We start from the raw sequence: 19,286 nt of genomic DNA on the forward strand, positions 1-19,286 counted from the left end.
CCCGGGAACGGCCGACCCCGCGTCCGTGCGCGCGGAGCTGGCCCGGGCCTTGCCGTCCTATCTCGTGCCCACGACGATCGTCGCGCTGGACGCCTTGCCGGCGACCGCGAACGGCAAGCTCGACATCGCCGCGCTGCCCGAACCCGGGCGCGGGCCGGGCGGGGTGCGCCGGGAGCCGAGGACCGCGGCCGAACAGCTGATCACCGAGCGGTTCGCCGCCGTGCTGGACCGGCCGCGCGTCTTCACCGACGAGGATTTCTTCGCCCTCGGCGGCCATTCCCTGCTGGCCATCAAGCTCGTCGCCGGGCTCAAGTCCGCGCTGCGCGTCGAATTGTCGCCGCGCACGGTGTTCGAGCACCCGACCCCGGCGGCGCTCGCCGCCGCACTGGCCGACGCCGACACCGCCCGGCCTCCGCTGCTCCCGGGGCCGCGGCCGGAGTTCCTGCCGCTGTCAGCCTCGCAGCGGCAACTGTGGTTCCTCCATCGCGTCGACGGCCCCAACGCCACCTACAACCTGCCGCTGGTCTGGCGCATCCGCGGCCCCCTCGACGCCGACGCGCTGCGAGCCGCGCTCGCCGATCTCACCGCACGCCACGAAATCCTGCGGACGGTCTACCCGGATCGCGACGGCGTTCCCTGCCAACGGATTCTCGACCCTGGCCCGGTGCCGTGCCCGGTCGCCGACGTCGCCGAAGCCGACCTCGCGGACCGGGTCGCCGAGCTGATCGCGCATCCGTTCGACCTGACCGCCGAGGCGCCGATCCGTCCCGCGCTGCTGCGCACCGGGGCGCACGACCACGTGCTGGTCCTGCTGCTGCACCACATCGCGGGCGACGAATGGTCGTCGCACCCGCTGCGCCGCGACCTGTTCGCCGCCTACCGGGCCCGGCTCGGCGGGACCGCTCCGCACTGGCTGCCGCTGCCGGTGCAGTACGCCGATTTCGCGTTGTGGCAGAAAGAAAACGAGCCTTCCGCCGAGTTCTGGCTCAAAGAGCTTGCCGGACTGCCGGAACTGCTGGAGCTGCCCGCCGACCTGCCGCGGCCCGCGGTGGCCGGGCAGCACGGCGGCGCGGCCGAGTTCGAGCTGCCCGCCGAGACGACCGCCCGCCTGCGGGAGCTGGCCGCCCAGACCGGCACCACCCAGTTCATGGTGGCGCAGGCCGCCGTCGCCGCGCTGCTGCACCTCAGCGGCGCGGGCGACGACATCCCGCTCGGCACCCAGGTCGCCGGGCGTTCCGACAGCGCGCTGGACGAGCTGGTCGGGTTCTTCACCAACACGATCGTGCTGCGCACCCGAGTCGAGGGCAGCCCGGCGTTCCGCACGCTGCTGGACCGCGTCCGCGCGACGGACCTGGCCGCCTTCGAGCACCAGGACCTGCCGTTCGACCGGCTCGTCGAACAGCTGCGCCCGCAGCGTTCCGCCGCGCACCATCCGCTGTTCCAGGTCGGCGTCGCCTATCAGCACGTGGACGCCGAGGCCGAAGAGCACGGCGAGCTGACCCTGACGCCGTACCGGTTCCCGTTCCCGGTGGCGAAATTCGACCTCGAGTTCGAGTTCGCCGACCTCGGCGACCGGGTGGCGGGCGCGGTCCTGCACCGCACCGACCTGTTCACCCCGGCCGCCGCGCGCCGCCTCGCCGACGGTCTCGTCCGGTTGCTCGGCGAAGCGGCCGCGGACCCGGACCGCCCGATCACGTCCCTCGACCTGCTGACCCCGGCCGACCGCGAGCGCCTGCTCGGCTTCGGCCGCGGCCCGGCGGCGCCCGGACACCGGTCGATCGCCGGACTGTTCGCCTCCGCCGTAACCCGTTTCCCGGACACGGAAGCGGTTTCCGGCCTGACCTATCGCGAACTGGACGCGCGCAGTTCCGAGCTGGCGACGCGACTCGACGCGCATGGTGCGCGTCGCGGCGAACGCGTGCTCGTCCAGCTGGCTCGCGGTGCAGAGGCCGTCACAGCGTTCCTCGCGGTGGCCAAAACCGGTGCCACCTACCTGCCGCTGGCGTCCGGCGCCCCGGCCGCGCGCCGGGACGAGATCGTCGCCGATGCGCGCCCGGTCGCCGAGATCACCGCCGACGGCGTGCGGACGCTGGGCGAGTCCTGTCCCGCCGCGCCCGCCGCGTACCTGATCTACACCTCCGGTTCGACCGGCCGCCCCAAGGGCGTGCTGGTGCCGGACGCGGGGATCGAGAGCCTGGTCCACACCGCCGTGCACACCTACGGCGCCGGGCCGGGTGCGCGGGTCCTGCAGTTCACCTCGCCCGCGTTCGACGTCTACCTCGAAGAACTGGCGATGTCCGTGCTTTCCGGCGGCACGCTGTGCATCCCGGAGGAGAACGAACGGCTCGGCGCGGCGCTGGGCGAGTTCGCCCGGCGCCACGACCTCACGCACGTCGACCTCCCGCCCGCCGCGCTCGAAGCCCTCCCGGCCGGGTCGCTGCCCGCGTCGGCGACGATCGTGGCCGGCTCGGACGAGGTTCCCGCCGACCTGGTGGCCCGCTGGGCGCCCGGGCGGAAGCTGTTCAATGCCTACGGCCCCACCGAAACCACCGTCAACGCCACGGTCTGGGCCTGCCCGGAACCGTTCGCCGGACGCGTCCGGATCGGGCGCGCCGACACCGCGCGCACGTTGTACGTGCTCGACGACTGGCTGCGGCCCGCGCACCAAGGCGAGCTGTACGTGGGCAGCGACGCGCTCGCGCTCGGCTACTGGAACGCACCGGCGGCGACGGCCGAACGGTTCGTGGCCAATCCCTTCGACCGCGGCCGGATGTACCGCACCGGCGACCGCGTCCGCTGGACCGAAGACGGCGACCTCGAATTCCTGGGCCGAGCCGACACCCAGCTCAAGATCCGCGGCTTCCGCATCGAACCGGCCGAAGTCGAAGCCGCCTTGACCGCCCTGCCGGAGGTCTCCATGGCCGCCGTCGTCGCCCGTGCCGGCGGCGGACCGCGGCGGCTGGTCGGGTACGTCACCCCGGCCGGTCTGGACGGCGTCGAACTGCGCCGCAAGCTCGGCGCGACGCTGCCGGACTACCTGGTGCCGTCCGCGATCGTCGGGCTGAACAGCCTTCCGCTGAACGCCAGCGGGAAAATCGACCGGCGCACACTGTCCACAGCGGACTGGGCGGCCCCGCCGGAAACGGCAGGTCGCGCCGCGGAGACCGAAGCCGAGCGAGCTGTCGCGGCCGCGTTCGGCGACGTGCTCGGCCTGCGCGAGGTCGACGTCGATACCGGTTTCTTCGCGCTCGGCGGCGACAGTATCTCGTCGATCCAGGTCGTCTCGCGGCTGCGTTCGGCGGGCTGGCGGATCACCGCGCGCCAGGTGTTCGAGCACCAGACGATCGCCGAACTCGCCGCCGCGGCCACGCCGCTCGCCGACGAGACTCCGGCTGCCGCCAGCGGAGAGACGCGCGCGCTGGCCCCGTTGCAGGAGGGCCTGCTCTACCTCGACCAGATCGAGCCCGGCGGCTACCTCGTGCAGCAGGTTTTCACCCTCTCCGGCGACCTCGACGCGGGACTGCTGCGCCGGTGCCTGCACGCGATGCTGGAGCGCTATCCGAACCTGCGGGCCGGATTCGCGTTCAGCGAGACCTCCCGGCCGGTCCAGTTCCTTCCCGCGCACTCCGAGCTGCCGTGGCGGGAGCTGGCGCTGAACGACGCGGAGTTCGCGAAGCTGCTCGAAGACGACCGGGCCACCGGCTTCGATCTCGCGAAGCCGCCGTTGATGCGCGCCGCCTGCGTGCGGTTCGCCGAGGGCACCCATCGGCTCGTGCTCACGCACCATCACATCTTGATGGACGGCTGGTCGGGTCCGCTGTTCGGACGTGAGCTGTTCCTGCTCTACGCGGCGGGCGGCGACCCGGCCGCGCTGCCCCCGGCAGCGGACTACGCCGGGTACCTCGACTGGCTCGCCCGCCAGGACCAGCAAGCCACCGAAGAAGCCTGGCGCACCGCGCTGTCCGATGTGGACGGACCGACCCTGGTCGGCGCGGCCGAAGGACCCGCCCGGGACCTCGCTGTCGACCTCCCGCCGCAGCTGTCCGAGCTGGCCCGGAAACACGGCACCACGCTCAACACCGTCGTCCAGGTCCTGTGGGCAATCACCCTCTCCGCCGAAACCGGCCGCGACGACGTCGTGTTCGGCACCACCGTGCACGGCAGGCCCGCCGACCTCGACGGTGCCGAACGCATGGTCGGGCTCTTCATCAACACGGTCCCGGTCCGCGTCCGGCTGCGGGCTGGGGAGCCCGTTGCCGCGTTGCTGGCGCGCGTGCAGGCGGAACAGGCGCGGCTGCTGGACCACCAGCACGCCGGACTGGCCGACATCCAGCGCGCGGCGGGCACCGGCGAACTGTTCGACACCCTCCTGGTCTTCGAGAGCTACCCGGTCGACGACGCCGCGCTCGCCGACGCCGAACGCCGCTCCGGCCTCACTGTCGCCGGGCTCGCCGAACGGGACGACACGCATTACCCGCTCACGTTGCTCGTCGCGCCGGGCGAAACCCCGGTGCTGACGCTGCGGCACCGCCGGGACGTGACCCGCCTCGCCGCGCGGCTGCGCGCGGTGGCCGAGTGGCTCGTCCGCGGCGGCGACATTCCCACCGGCTTCCTCAGCGAGGACGAGCACCAGGCCGTCGTGCACACCTGGAACGACACCGCGCACGACGTCCCGCGCACGACACTGCCCGCCCTGTTCGCCGCGCAGGCCGAGCGCACTCCGGACGCCATTGCCGTGGTCGACGGCGCTCACGAGTGGACGTACGCGGAGTTCGCCGCACGGGTCCGCGAACTGGCCGGTGCCCTGCGGGCCGGTCCTGGCGACGTGGTGGCGGTGTCGCTGCCGAGGTCGGCCGAGCTGGTAGCGGTCCTGCACGCGGTGCAGGCGTGTGGTGCGGCCTATCTGCCGATCGACCCGGACCTGCCCGCCGAACGCGTCGATTTCCTGTTGGAGGACGCCAAACCCGCGCTGGTCGTCACGCCGGAATGGCTGTCCGAAGCGGACTCGGCACCGTTCGCTTCGGTGCGGGTCCGTCCGGAGGACACCGCGTACCTGCTGTACACCTCAGGTTCGACCGGACGGCCGAAGGGGGTCGCGGTCGCACACGCGGCGATCGTCAACCGTCTCTTGTGGATGGCCGAAGCATACGGATTCGGTCCCAGCACACGTACTTTGCAGAAGACCCCGGCGTCGTTCGACGTCTCGGTGTGGGAGCTGTTCCTCCCGCTGCTCACCGGCGGCACGCTGGTCGTCGCCGCGCCGGACGCGCACCGCGATCCGGCGCAGCTGGCCGCGATCATCCGGGAACAGCGCGTCGACACTGTCCACTTTGTCCCGTCGATGCTGGCGGCGTTCCTGCCCGAGGCAGCTGGGCTCGGGCTCCGCACGGTCATCTGCAGCGGGGAAGCTCTGCCCGCTGATCTGGCGTTGCGGGCCCGGGAAGTGCTCGGCGTCGCCGTGCGGAACCTCTACGGCCCGACCGAAGCCGCGGTCGACGTCACCGCCTGGGACACCGCCGCCGAAGACGGCACCCGGCCGGTCCCGATCGGCCGTCCGGTGTGGAACACGCAGACCTACGTGCTCGACACGGCGCTGCGGCCGGTCGCCCCTGGTGTGCCCGGGGAGCTGTACCTCGCCGGCGCGCAGCTCGGCGACGGCTATCGGGGCCGCCCCGGGCTCACCGCGACGCGTTTCGTCGCCAATCCCTTCGGCACCGGGCGCTTGTACCGCACCGGCGACCTCGCCCGCTGGAACCCGGACGGCACGCTCGCCTACCTGGGCCGCACCGACGATCAGGTGAAGCTGCGCGGCCAGCGGATCGAACTCGGCGAGATCGAGCACGCGCTCCGTGACCTCGACGGCGTGGAATCCGCCGCCGTCGCGGTGCACGACCCGGTAATCACCGGCTATGTCACCGGCCCGGTCGACGGTGAGGAAATCCGGGCCCGGCTGGCCGAGCGGCTGCCGTCGGCGATGGTGCCCACCGTGGTCCTGGTGCTCGACTCGTTGCCGCTGACGCCCAGCGGAAAACTGGACCGCAAGGCGCTTCCGGCCCCTGATCTGTCCATTCAGGACAGTGGCGACGTTCCGGCGAGTCCGGTCGAGGCCGCCATCGCGACCGAGTTCGCCGCAGTGCTGGGCCTCGGCGCCGTGGGCGCGTCCGCGGACTTCTTCCGCCTCGGCGGCGACAGCATTTCGTCGCTGCAGCTGATCGCGCGCTTGCGCCGGGTCGGTTACCGGCTCAGCCCTCGCGAGATCTTCGAGCATCGCACCCCGGCGGCTTTGGCCGCGTTCGCCCGCCGCGACAGCGAAGCGGTCAAGACCGGCACCCGAACCGGAGTTGTCCCGCTGCTGCCGGTCATGGCGTCCCTGCGCGACCTCGGCGGCGACACCCGCCGGTTCAGCCAGTCCATGCTGCTGACCACTCCGCCGGACCTCACCGAGGCTCAGCTCGCCGGGAAACTGGACGCGATCCTGACCGCGCACGACGCCCTGCGCGCCCAGCTCGAACCCGGCTGGGTCTACCGGATCCGGCCCGAGGGAAGCGTCACAGCGGCCGACGTCCTGCGGCGCGGCACCGGTGCCGTCCGCGAGGAGTTCGAGACCGCGCTCGGCGAGCTGGATCCCGAGGCCGGGGTCATGCTGCGCGCGGTGTGGTTCGACCGCGGCCTGCTGCTGCTCGTCGCGCACCACCTCGTCGTGGACGGCGTCTCCTGGCGCATCCTGATGGACGACTTCGCCGAGGCCCGGATCGCGCCGGAGCAAACGTCGTTCCACGACTGGGCGCACGCGGTCCGCGACCTCGAACGGACGGCCGGCTGGACCGATGTCCTCGCCGGGACCGGTTCGCTGGGCACGGAAATCCCGGGGGCGCACGCCCGGGAAACGGTCGAGGAACACGCCGTCGAGATTCCGGCCGACCTCACCGGAAAGCTCCTGACCGGCGTCCCCGCCGCCGCGCACGCCGGGGTCCAGGACGTCCTGCTCACCGCTCTGGCCCTCGCGGTGTCCCGCTGGCGGGCGGCGCGCGGCCTGCCCGACGACGGCGGCCTGGTCCTCGACCTCGAAGGCCACGGCCGCGACGAGCACCTGGTGCCCGGCACCGACCTGTCCCGCACGATCGGCTGGTTCACCACGGTCTACCCGGCCCGGATCGGCGGGGCCGGCGGCGATGCCGTCGCCTGGCTGAAAACCGTCAAGGAGCAGCTGCGCGCCCTGCCCGAACCGCTCACCTTCCCCGGCCCGGCCGAAGGCCGCACAGTGCTGTTCAACTACCTCGGCCGCCTCGACGGCCCGGCCGCGACCGGATACTGGCGTCCGGCGCCGGAATCGGCACAGCTGGACAGCGGTGCGGACCAGGCCACCCCGGTCAGCCACCCGCTGGAGATCAACGCCGTCGCGGTGCGCCACGACGACGGCCTGCGGCTGCACTGCGACCTCGCCTACGTCCGCGACGTGTTCACCGCCGAGGACATCCGCGAACTCGGCGACGGCTGGCGCGCGGCGCTGGCCGAACTCGCCGACGCGGCCGGTGAACCGTTCCGCACGCCGTCGGACTTCCCGCTGGTCTCACTAGGACAGTCCGATGTGGACGAACTGGCCGCCGCGGCGGACATCCTGCCGCTTTCGCCGCTGCAGGAAGGGATCGCGTTCCAGGCTTCGTTCGACAGCGAGGACGTCTACTCGGTCTGCCATTCCTTCGAGCTGACCGGGCCGCTGGACGCGGAGCGGATGCGCGCGGCCGGGCAGGCGCTGCTCGACCGGCACGCCAATCTCCGCGCCGCGTTCCGGCAGCTGCGCTCAGGCGTCACCGTGCAGGTGGTCCCGGCGCACGCGGAACTGCCGTGGGAACTCGTCGAAGACGAGACTGAGTTCGCCACCCGGCGCTTCGACCTGGCGGAGGCTCCGGCAGTCCGCCTCGGCCTGCGGCGGCTCGGCGAAGACCGGCACCGGCTGCTGCTGGCGCATCACCACGTCCTGGCCGACGGCTGGTCCGGCCCACTGCTCGCCGAGGAGCTGTTCACGCTCTACGCGGGCCGTGAGCTGCCTCCGGTCCGGCCGTACGCCGAGTACCTGAAATGGCTGGCAGCGCGCGACGAAGCCGCCGCCGCGCAGGCGTGGCGCACTGCGCTGGCCGACCTGGACGGCCCGACGCTGCTGCTGCCCGGAGCCGACGCGCGCGAGACCGTAAGGCCCGAGCGGGCGAGCACTGCCCTCGGTGCCGGGCGGTCGGCGAAGGTGACCGCGGTGGCCCGCGATCTCGGCGTCACGGTCAGCACCCTGCTCAACACCGCCTGGGCGCTGGTCCTCGGCCAGCTCACCGGGCGCACGGACGTCGTCTTCGGGGTCACCGTGCACGGCCGCCCCGCCGACCTGCCGGGTGCGGAGCGGATGATCGGCCTGTTCATCAACACCGTCCCGGTGCGGGTCCGGACGCTCGCCGCGGAGCCGTTCGCCGCGCTGGTGCGGCGGGTGGACGAGGAACAGATCCGGCTGCTGGACCACCAGCACGCCGGACTGGCCGAGATCCAGCGCTGGGCGGGCACTGGCGAACTGTTCGACACCCTGGTCGTGTTCGAGAGCTATCCGGTGGACGACGACCGGCTCGCCGGAGCCGAGAAATCGGCCGGGCTGACCGTCGAGGCCGTCGCGGGAACGGACGCCACCCACTACCCGCTGGCCCTGGTCGTAGAGCCGGGGGAGGAGGTCGTCCTCGGCCTGGACCACCGGCCCGGCACGGTCGACGCCGACGCCGTCCTGGCGCGGCTCACCGGCGTCCTCGACGCGATCACCGCTGATCCGGCGGTGCTCGTCGGCCGGATTCCCCTTGCCGCCGAGAAAGAACCGCAAGGCGCGGAGGTCGCCCTGGAACCGGCGACCCTGCCGGAGCTGTTCGCCGCGCAGGTCGCCGCCACCCCGGACGCGGTCGCCGTCGCCGCGGCCGGGCGATCGCTGACCTACGCGGAGTTCGAGGATCTGGTCGCCCGGATCGCGGCGAGCCTCGACGCCGGTCCCGGCGACCTCGTCGGGGTGAGCCTGCCCCGGTCGATCGAGCTGGTCGCGGTGCTGCACGCGGTCCACCGGCGAGGTGCGGCGTACGTGCCGATCGACCCCGGCTACCCGCCCGCGCGCCGCGAGTTCCTCGCTGCGGACTCGGCCCCGGCGTTGCTGATCACGGCGCTGCCCGAGCTGGGCGCCGAGCGGCGACCGCTGGTGCGGGTCCCCGACACCGCGCCCGCGTACGTGATCTACACGTCCGGCTCGACCGGCCGCCCCAAGGGAGTGGTGGTGGACCACCGAGCCGTCGTCAACCGGCTGCGGTGGATGGCCGACGAGTACGGGTTCGGCGCGGACACCAGAACCCTGCAGAAGACGCCGATCTCCTTCGACGTCTCGGTGTGGGAACTGTTCCTGCCGCTGCTCACCGGCGGCACGCTGGTCGTCGCGCCGCCGGACGCGCATCAGGACCCGGCGCAGCTGGCCGCGGTGATCCGGGAGGAACGCGTCGACACGGTCCACTTCGTCCCGTCGATGCTGCGGCCGTTCCTGGCCGAACCGTCGGCGGCGGGCCTGCCGCTGCGCCGGATCTTCTGCTCCGGCGAGGCGCTGCCGGGCGACCTGGTGCTCGCTGCCCGGGAGCTGCTGCCCGAAGCGAGCGTGCACAACCTGTACGGGCCGACTGAGGCCGCGGTGGACGTCACCGCCTGGGACACCTCCGGCGAGGACGGCAGCGGGCCGGTGCCGCTCGGGCATCCGGTGTGGAACACCGGCACCCACGTCCTCGACGCGGCGCTGCGACCGGTGCCGCGCGGCTGTGTCGGCGAGCTGTACCTCTCCGGCGTCCAGCTGGCCCACGGTTACCTGCGACGGCCCGGCCTCACCGCGACCCGGTTCGTCGCCGGGCCGGACGGCGCGAGGCTGTACCGGACCGGAGATCTCGCCCGGCGGCGGGCCGACGGCGTTCTCGAATACCTCGGCCGCGGCGACGACCAGGTGAAGATCCGCGGCGTGCGGATCGAACCCGGCGAGGTGGCGGCGGCGCTCTCGGCACTGCCCGGGATCACCGGGGCCCAGGTCGCGGTCCGAGACACCGGGCTCGTCGGCTACCTCACCGGTACGTCGCGCTCCGGAGCCGAGCTTCGCGCCGAATTGCGCGAGAGCCTGCCGGAACAGCTGGTGCCCTCGGCGTTCGTGTGGCTCGACGCGTTCCCGGTGACCCCCAACGGGAAACTGGACCGCGCCGCGCTGCCGGAACCCGACCGCCAGGCCGAAACCGGCTCCGCCGCACCGCGGACCGAGACCGAGCGCGTGCTCGCGGCGGCCGTGGCGGAAGTGCTGGGACTGGACCGCGTCGGGGTGTTCGACGATTTCTTCGCGCTCGGCGGGGACAGCATCCGGTCGCTGCACCTGGTCGGCCGGGTGCGGCCGGAGGGGCTGAAGATCACCCCGCGGCAGGTGTTCGAGCTGCGCACCGCCGCCGCGCTGGCGGAGGCCGCCGAATCTGTCGACCTCGCGGCGGAGGCGCTGCTGTCCGCCGCGGAACCGTTGATCGAACTGGACGAGGACGAGTTCGCCGAGTTCTCGGGTGATTGGAGCGTTTCGTGAGTGCCGCCCGCGGTGTCCAGGACGTGCTGCCGCTGTCCCCGTTGCAGGAGGGTCTGCTCTTCCTGTCCACTTGGGACAGTTCGGCCACCGATGTCTACACCATCCAGCAGGTGTTCGACCTGCGCGGGGCGCTCGATCCCGAACGGATGCGCGCGGCGGCGGCCGTCGTGCTGGAACGGCATCCGAACCTGCGCGCGGCCTTCCGGCCCCGCAAGAACGGCGAGACCGTCCAGCTGATCCCGGAAGCGGTCCCGGTGCCGTGGCAGGCCGGGGACGTCGCCGAGGCCGACGTCCCCGCGCTGCTGGACGCCGACCGGGCGCGCCGGTTCGACCTGGCGAAGCCGCCGCTGATCCGGTTCCGGCTGCTGCGGCTGGCCCCTGAGCACCACAAACTGGTGATCACCGCACACCACCTGCTGCTCGACGGCTGGTCCGGTCCGCTGCTGGGGGAGGAGCTGTTCACCGCCTACGGCCGCGAAGACCTGCCGCCCGCGCCGAAATACCGGGACTACCTGACCTGGCTCGGCAGGCAAGACCGCGAAGCTGCCCGCACGGCTTGGCGCGAATCCCTGGCCGGGCTCGCCGATCCGACGCTGCTGGCCCCTGGAGCCACTCCTGCCGCGGAATTCCCGCACGAGCAAGAAATCCGGCTGTCCACAACGGACACCGAACGGCTCGCGGCGTGGGCCCGCGAACAGCGCGTGACGCTCAACACCGTCCTGCAAGCGGCGTGGGCGGTCGTGCTCGGCAAGCTCACCGGCCGCCGGGACGTCGTCTTCGGCGCCACCGTCTCCGGCAGGCCCGCCGAACTGCCCGGCGTCGACCGTATGATCGGCCTGTTCATCAACACGCTCCCGGTCCGCGTCCGGCTCGATCCGGCGGAGACGCTCGCCGGCCTCGTCTCCCGGGTGCAGTCGGAGCAGGCCGCGCTGCTGGACCACCAGTACCTCGGGCTTGCCGAAATCCAGCGCGAGGCCGGGCACAGCGAACTGTTCGACACACTCACCGTGTTCCAGAGCGCCCCTGCGGACGCCGAAGCACTTCGCGCTGCCGACGAAGCTTCCGGGCTCGCGGTGCGAGCCGAGGAAACCCGAAGCGTCACGCACTATCCCTTGACCGCGGTCGCGTTGCCCGGCGACGAGTTCGCCGTCGCGTTGGTGTACCGGGAAGATCTCGTCGACGCGACGCTGGTCCGGCGGGCGGCCGCTCTGCTGCGGGAACTGCTCACGGCGGCACCCGAGCGGAGGATCGGATCGGTCGAGCTGACCACCGCCGAGGAGCGGGAACTGGTGCTGCGCAAGTTCAACTCCGCGACGCTGCCGCGCGCGGGCGAGTCGCTGGTGGAGCTGTTCGTCCAGCAGGTGCAGGCGAGACCGGACGCGATCGCCGTCGAGGACGGCGGAGTCGCGGTCAGCTACGGCGAACTGCACGAGCGGGCTGCCCGGCTCGCCGGGGTCCTGATCGAACGCGGCGCCGGGCCGGAGCAGATCGTCGGGGTGGCGATCAACCGGGGCCTCGGGTTCCTGACCGCGATGCTGGGCGTCCAGCTGGCCCGGGCGGCGTACCTGCCGCTGGATCCGGAGTATCCGGCCGACCGGATCGCCTACATGCTCTCTGACGCGCGCCCGGCCATGATCGTCGCCGATCCATCCACTGTGGACACTATGGGCGCGCACGGCGTCCCGCTCGTCGTGCTGGACAGCAACCTGCCCGAACCGCCCGCGGATCTCCCGCTGCCGCATCCGGACAGTGCCGCGTACCTGATCTACACCTCGGGATCGACCGGGCGGCCCAAGGGCGTGCTGGTGCCGCACCGCGGGGTGCCGGACCTGGTGGCGATGTTCGCCGATTCGGTCCGCAGCGGCCCGGGCAGCCGGGTGCTCGGGTTCGCCTCGCCGAGCTTCGACGTCTCGCTCGCCGAACTGTCCACGCAATTGCTGGTCGGCGCCACCGCGGTGGTCGTCCCGGAAGAGAGCCGCCTGGGCGAACCCCTCGCGGAGTTCGTGGCCGCACAAGGTCTTACCCACATGTTCGTGCCGCCCTCGGCGCTGGGCGCCCTCGCCGGGGCCGAGCTGCCCGAAGGCGTCACGCTGATCGCGGGCACCGACGCGCTCACCGCGGAACTGGTCGCCCGCTGGAGCCCCGGCCGCCGGATGTTCAACGCCTACGGCCCCACCGAATGCACGGTCAACTCCACGCTCTGGCGGTGCGAGGCCGGACAGCGCGTGGTGATCGGCCCGCCCGACCCGAACAAACAGGCTTACGTCCTCGACGCCGATCTGCGGCCGGTGCCGCCGGGGACGGCCGGCGAGCTGTACGTCGCCGGAGGACTGGCCCGCGGCTACTTCGGCCTGCCCGGCCTGACCTCCACGCGGTTCGTGGCCTGCCCGTTCGGGGCTCCCGGCGAACGGATGTACCGCACCGGCGACCTCGTCCGCTGGACCGCGGACGGCGAACTCGACTTCCTCGGCCGCGTCGATCATCAGGTGAAGATCCGGGGTTTCCGCGTCGAACTCGGCGAAGTCGAGACGGCGCTGTGCGACCGGCCCGGCGTCGTCGAAGCGGTCGCTGTCATCCGGGAGGACCAGCCCGGCGTCCGCCGCATGATCGCCTACGTGACGGCTGAGCCCGGTGCCGAGCCGGTGCCCGGCGACCTGCGTGCCGCGCTGGCGGCCCGGATGCCGGACTACTCGGTGCCGTCCTCGATCGTGGTGCTCGACCGGCTGCCGCTGACGGTGAACGCGAAGGTCGACCGCGGCGCACTGGCTTCCGCGGACGGGTTCGCGCCGGACCTGAGCGGGCTGACCGGCGATGCCGTCCCGAGCACGCCCGAGGAAAAAACGCTGGCCGACGCGTTCGCCGCGGTGCTGGGCCTTCCGTCGATCTCCGTGACGGACGACTTCTTCGGCTTCGGCGGGGACAGCATCCTGTCGCTGCAAGTGGTGAGCCGGGCGCGGCAGGCCGGGCTGCGGATCACCCCGCGGCAGGTCTTCGAGGCCAGGACGGTGGCGGCGCTCGCCGAACTGGCCGAGCCGGTGACCGCGGCCGGTCCGGCCGACGTGTCCGAAGCCGGAGTCGTCGCGCAGATCCCGATGATCGCGGCCCTGCTCGAACGCGGCGGCGTGCCCCGGCGGTTCAGCCAGTCCGCCGTCGTGCGGACCCCGCGCGGGCTGACCGAGCCGGAGCTGAACCGCGTGCTGCAAGCGGTGCTGGACCGGCACGGCGCGCTGCGGGCCGCCCTCGGCACCACGCTGCGCATCCCGCCGCCAGGCGCGGCGATCACCGTCCGGCGGGTGCCAGGCGAGCCGGACCAGGAGGTGCTGCACCGCGAAGCGACGGCCGCCGAAGCCGCTCTGGACCCCGCAGCCGGGGCCATGGTCCGGGCAGTGTGGTTCGACCACGAAGGCGCGCCCGGCCGGTTGCTGCTGGTGATCCACCACGCGGTGATCGACGGCGTGTCCTGGCGGATCCTGTTCGACGACCTCGCCACTGCCGCGTCCGGTAGCGAGCTGCCTCCGGTGCCGGTGTCGTTCCGCGCGTGGGCGGCGAGTCTGGGGCCGCGCATCGAGAAGCTGCGGGCGGATCTGCCGTACTGGCGCGAAGTTCTGGGGACCACCACTGCGGTGACCGGAACCGTCGGCGATGTCCGAGAGGTCCGCGTGACGCTGCCGCGCGACATCACCGACACGCTGCTTTCCGGCGTCCCGAAGTCGTTCCGGGCAGGCATCCAAGACGCCTTGCTGAGCACTCTCGCCACCGCCGTGACGCGCGTGCGGGGCACGGATTCGGTGCTGATCGAAACCGAAGGGCACGGCCGCGACGAAGACCTCGACCTCTCGCGCACGGTCGGCTGGCTCACCACGGTGGCTCCGCTGCGGATCACCGCCGACCCCGATCCCGTGCGCCAGCTCAAACAGGCCAAGGACGCCCGGCTGCGGCTTCCCGCCGGGTACGCACTGCTGCGGTACCTCACCGGAGACCTGAACGGGCATCCCGAGGTGCTGTTCAACTACCTCGGCCGCTTCGACGTCGAGGCGCCTGGCGAGGAAGCCGACTGGCACCCGGAAGGCGGGCTGGGCGGCGACCTCGACCCCGCCACTCCGGCGTCGCACGCCCTGGAGGTCAACTGCTCGGTGACGCCCGCCGGACTCGAAGCGAGCTTGGCCTGCCTGCCCGGCACCGTGGATGCCGAGGCCATCGGCACCGCGTGGATGGCCGCCGCCGCGGAACTGGCCGAGCGGCTGACCTCAGACGGCGTCGGCGGAGTCTCCGCGGCGGATTTCCCGTTGCTGGACCTGACTCTCGAAGACGTCGAGGAGATCGGCGACGCGGCCGACGTCTGGCCGCTCTCGCCGTTGCAGGAAGGAATGCTCTTCCTCGCGTCGTTCGACGAGGACAGCCTCGACGTCTATGTCACCCAGCAGATGCTGGACCTGCGCGACGCGGATCCGGCGAGGCTGCGCACCGCTGCCGCGCGCCTGCTGGAACGGCACCCGAACCTCGGCGCGGGCTTCCGCTACCTCGCCTCCGGCCGGGCCGTGCAGGTCGTTCCGCGCTCGGCGGGCCTCGACTGGCGGGAACTCGCCGGGGCCGACGCGGAGGCCGTCGCCGCCGAGGAACGGCTGCGGCCCTTCGCCCTGGCCGAGCCGCCGCTCATCCGGTTCACGCTCTTCGACACCGGCGACGGCGGGCACCGGCTCCTGATCACCAGCCACCACATCGTCCTCGACGGCTGGTCCGCGCCGCTGCTCGGCCAGGAACTGCTGGAGCTGTACCGCACCGGCGAGCCGCCGAAGGCCCGCCCGTACCGCGACTACCTGGACTGGCTCGGCCGCCAGGACCGCGAAACCGCCCGCACGGCGTGGCGGAACGCCCTGTCCGGACTCGACGGGACGAGCCTGCTCGCCCCGCCCGGCATCGGACGCGGCCAAAGCCTGCCGGACAAGCTCACCGCCGACCTGACCGAGGACCAGACGACCCGGCTCGCCGCGTGGGCGCGGCAGAACGGCGTCACGCTCAACACCGTTGTGCAGACGGTGTGGTCGCTGCTGCTGGGCGGGCTGACCGGCCGCCGGGACGTCGTGTTCGGAGCGACCGTCTCCGGCCGTCCCGCCGACCTGCCCGGCGCCGACCGGATGATCGGGCTGTTCATCAACACCCTGCCGGTCCGTGTCCGCACCGCGGCGGCCGAAACGCTCGGCGCGCTGCTCGCGCGCGTGCAGGGGGAGCAGGCCGCGCTGCTGGACCACCAGTACCTCAGCCTCGCCGAAATCCAGCGCCAAGCCGGGTCCGGCGAGCTGTTCGACACGCTGCTGATCTTCCAGAGCTACCCGGTGGACGCCGAAGCGCTCGCCGAGAGCGAGCGGCAGGCGGGCGTCCAGGTCACCGGCGTCCAAGGCGAGGACGCCACGCACTATCCGCTCACCATCGTCGCCGCGCCCGGCCCGCGGCTCGAACTGATTCTCGAATACCGCACCGACGTCTTCGCCGCCGAACGGATCGCGGAACTGGGACAGTCCCTTGTGGACTTGCTGGCCGGAGTCCCCGAACAGCGGGACACGCCGGTCGGCCGGCTCGAAGTGCTTTCGCGGCGGCAGCGGAACCTGGTGCTGCATCAGTGGAACGAGACCGCTTTGCCGGTGCCGGAGTCCACTGTGGTCGATCTGTTCGACGAACAGGTCCGCCGCGGACCGGACGCGGTCGCGCTCGCCTGCGAAGACCGGACGCTGACCTACGGCGAACTGGACGCCCGCGCCAACCGCCTCGCCCGTGCGCTCATCGCGCGGGGAGCCGGACCGGAGGAGATCGTCGCGATCGGCCTGCGCCGGACGGAACGGTTCTTCGTCGCGCTGCTGGCGGTCCTCAAATCCGGAGCCGCGTACCTGCCGATCGACCCCGCCCAGCCGGAAGACCGGACGGCGGACCTCCTCGCCGACGCGAAACCGCTGCTGGTGCTCGCCGACGACTGGCCCGACGACAGGGCGTTCGCGGCGGACCCGGTCACCGACGCCGACCGCCGCGCCCCGCTGCGGCCGCAGCATCCCGTCCACCTGATCTACACGTCCGGGTCCACCGGGAAGCCGAAGGGGGTGCTCGTCCCGCACCGCGGCATCGTCAACCTGGCGCACAGCCACGACCGAGACGTTTTCGGGCCCGCCCGGGAACGAACCGGGCGGGAGCGGCTGCGGATCGGGCACAACTGGTCGTTCGCCTTCGACGCCTCCTGGCAGCCCTCGCTAGGCCTGCTGCGCGGGCACGAACTGCACGTCGTCACCGACGATGTCCGGGTCGACGCCGAAGCGCTGGCCCGGTTCCTGATCGAGCGTCGGATCGATTTCGTCGAGGTCACCCCGTCGCATTTCGTCCAGCTGGCGGCAGCGGGCCTCGTGCGGGACGGACAGTGCCCGCTCGCCGTGGTCGGAGTCGGCGGGGAAGCGGTGCCGCCGGGACTGTGGACCGAACTGCGCAGCCTGCCGGGAACCGAGGCGTACAACTTCTACGGCCCCACAGAGTGCACAGTGGACACTGTCATCGCGCGGCTGCGGGACACCGAAGGCCCGGTGATCGGCCGCGCGGTCGCCAACACCCGCCTCCGGGTGCTGGACGACGCGCTGCGGCCGGTCGCGCCCGGTGTCGTCGGCGAGCTGTACCTGAGCGGCTCCCAACTGGCTCGCGGCTACCTCGGCGCGCCCGGGCTCACCGCGACCCGGTTCGTCGCCGACCCGTTCGAGAACGGCCGGATGTACCGCACCGGCGACCTCGTGCGCTGGACCGAGGACGGCCGGCTCGAATTCCGCGGCCGCGCCGACGACCAGGTCAAGGTCCGCGGCCACCGCGTCGAACCGGGCGAGGTCGAGGCGAAGCTCTCCGCGCACCCGGCGGTCTCGGACGCGGTCGTGGTCGTCCGCGACGACCGGCTGATCGGCTACGCCGTCGCTGACGAGTCCACAGTGGACGGAGCCGCGCTGCGGACCGCGCTGGCCGAGTCGCTGCCGGACTTCCTCGTCCCCTCGGCGGTCGTGCTGCTCGAAGCGCTCCCGGTCACCCCGAACGGCAAGGTCGACCGCGTCGCGCTGGCGACCGCGGACTGGGCCGCGCCCGACCTGTCCTCGCTCAGCGGCGGAACCGCGCCGCGCACCCCGCGCGAGCACGCGCTGGCCGGGATCGTCGCCGAAGTCCTCGGCTTGCCGTCGGTGGGCGTCGAGGACGATTTCTTCGCACTGGGCGGCGACAGCATCCTGTCCATGCAGGTCGTCGGCCGGGCTCGCGCGGCCGGCCTGCGGATCACTCCGCGCACCGTCTTCGAACGCCGCAGCGTGGCCGCGCTAGCCGAAGTCGCGACCGAACTCGACGGCGCGCAGCGGACGGCGGTCCCGGCGACGGGCAGCTTCCCGGCGACGCCGATCATGCTCGCCCAGCGCGAGCGCGGCGGCCCGATCGGCAGGCTCAGCCAGTATTCGGTGCTGCGCGTCCCGGCCGGAGCCGGCCTCGACCGGCTCGCCGAGGTGCTGACCGCCCTGCAGGACCGGCACGCGATCCTGCGCGCCCGGCTCGGCGAAGACTGGACCGTGCACGTCGGCACCGCGAACAAGCCGGTGCTGCGCCGTGTCGACCTCGGCGACCGCCCGGACGACGACCTGTTCACCACGGAGTTCCCGGAGTTCGAGCGCACCGTCCGCGAGCTGAATCCGTTCACCGGCGACGTCGTGCGCGCGGTGTGGTTCGACGCGGGCGACCGGCCGGGCCGCCTGTTGCTGATGATCCACCACCTGGTGGTCGACGCGGTGTCGTGGCGCGCGCTGTCGGAAGACCTCGCCGCCCTCGGCCGCGGGCTCGACCTGCCGCCGGTGGAGGTGCCGTTCCGCGAGTGGGCGCTGCGGCTGTCCGAACTGGACCGGAGCGGGGAACTGCCGTACTGGCAGGGGATCTCGGGCACTGTGCCGGTGGCCGCCCGGCCGCTCGGACCTGGCGACACGATCTCGCGAGGCCGCAACGACGTCGTGCACGTGTCCGCCGAGACGACGAGGGCACTGCTCGGGCCGGTGCCCGCGGCGCTCGGCTGCGGGGTACAGGACCTCCTGCTGGCAGCGCTGGCTTCGGCGGTCGCCGAACACCAGGGCGGCGACGCGCTGCTGGTCGACCTCGAAAGCCACGGCCGCGCGGAAAAGCTGCTCGGCGACGCCGATCTGTCCCGCACGGTGGGGTGGTTCACGTCGCTGTACCCGGTGCGCGTCGCGCTGGACAAGGATCTGGCCGCCGCTGCCCGCCGGTTGTCCGGCGAGCAGAAAGCTGTGCCCGACAACGGAATCGGGTACGGGGTGTTGCGCTACGGCGCGGGGGAGAAGCTTCGCAGTGCCGAGGTGCTGTTCAACTACATCGGCCAGAACGACACCGGCCAGGCGCGGGACGAGGACTGGCTCGTCGCGCCCGGGAAGAACGTCATCGGCGGCGACGTCGACCCGGAAGCCCGGGCCACGCACGCGTTGTCGATCAACGCGTCGGTCGAACGAGGGGTGCTGACCGCGCACTGGTCGTACCTGCCGGAGGTGGTCCCGGCCGGGCTGGTGGCCAGGATCACGCGGTCCTGGACGGCCAATCTTGACCGGTTGGTGACCTCTTCCCGGCGGAAAGATGATTAGGATAGCCTGCCCTAATTAGACGGACATGACCAAAACCAGCG

Annotated in this window: 2 protein-coding genes (1 of these 2 cut by a window edge); both read left to right on the top strand. The window is 72.5% G+C overall.

Translation table 11 applies throughout. The annotated features are described in order from the left end of the window. On the top strand, positions 1-10,606 hold the 3' portion of the coding sequence (locus BM362_RS24060; protein WP_167545409.1) for a non-ribosomal peptide synthetase. The gene continues 2,618 nt to the left of window position 1, outside the view; 10,606 of the gene's 13,224 nt are visible here — the last part of the coding sequence; its start codon lies beyond the left edge, outside the window; the stop codon is at positions 10,604-10,606. Then, entirely contained in the window at positions 10,603-19,245 is an 8,643-nt protein-coding gene (locus tag BM362_RS24065; RefSeq protein WP_167545410.1) for a non-ribosomal peptide synthetase, read from the top strand. Before BM362_RS24060 ends, BM362_RS24065 begins: the two co-directional genes overlap by 4 nt. Positions 19,246-19,286: the final 41 nt, after the last annotated feature.

Origin of the sequence: Amycolatopsis rubida (genome assembly GCF_900115345.1) — a bacterium.
Classification (GTDB): Bacteria; Actinomycetota; Actinomycetes; order Mycobacteriales; family Pseudonocardiaceae; genus Amycolatopsis; species Amycolatopsis rubida.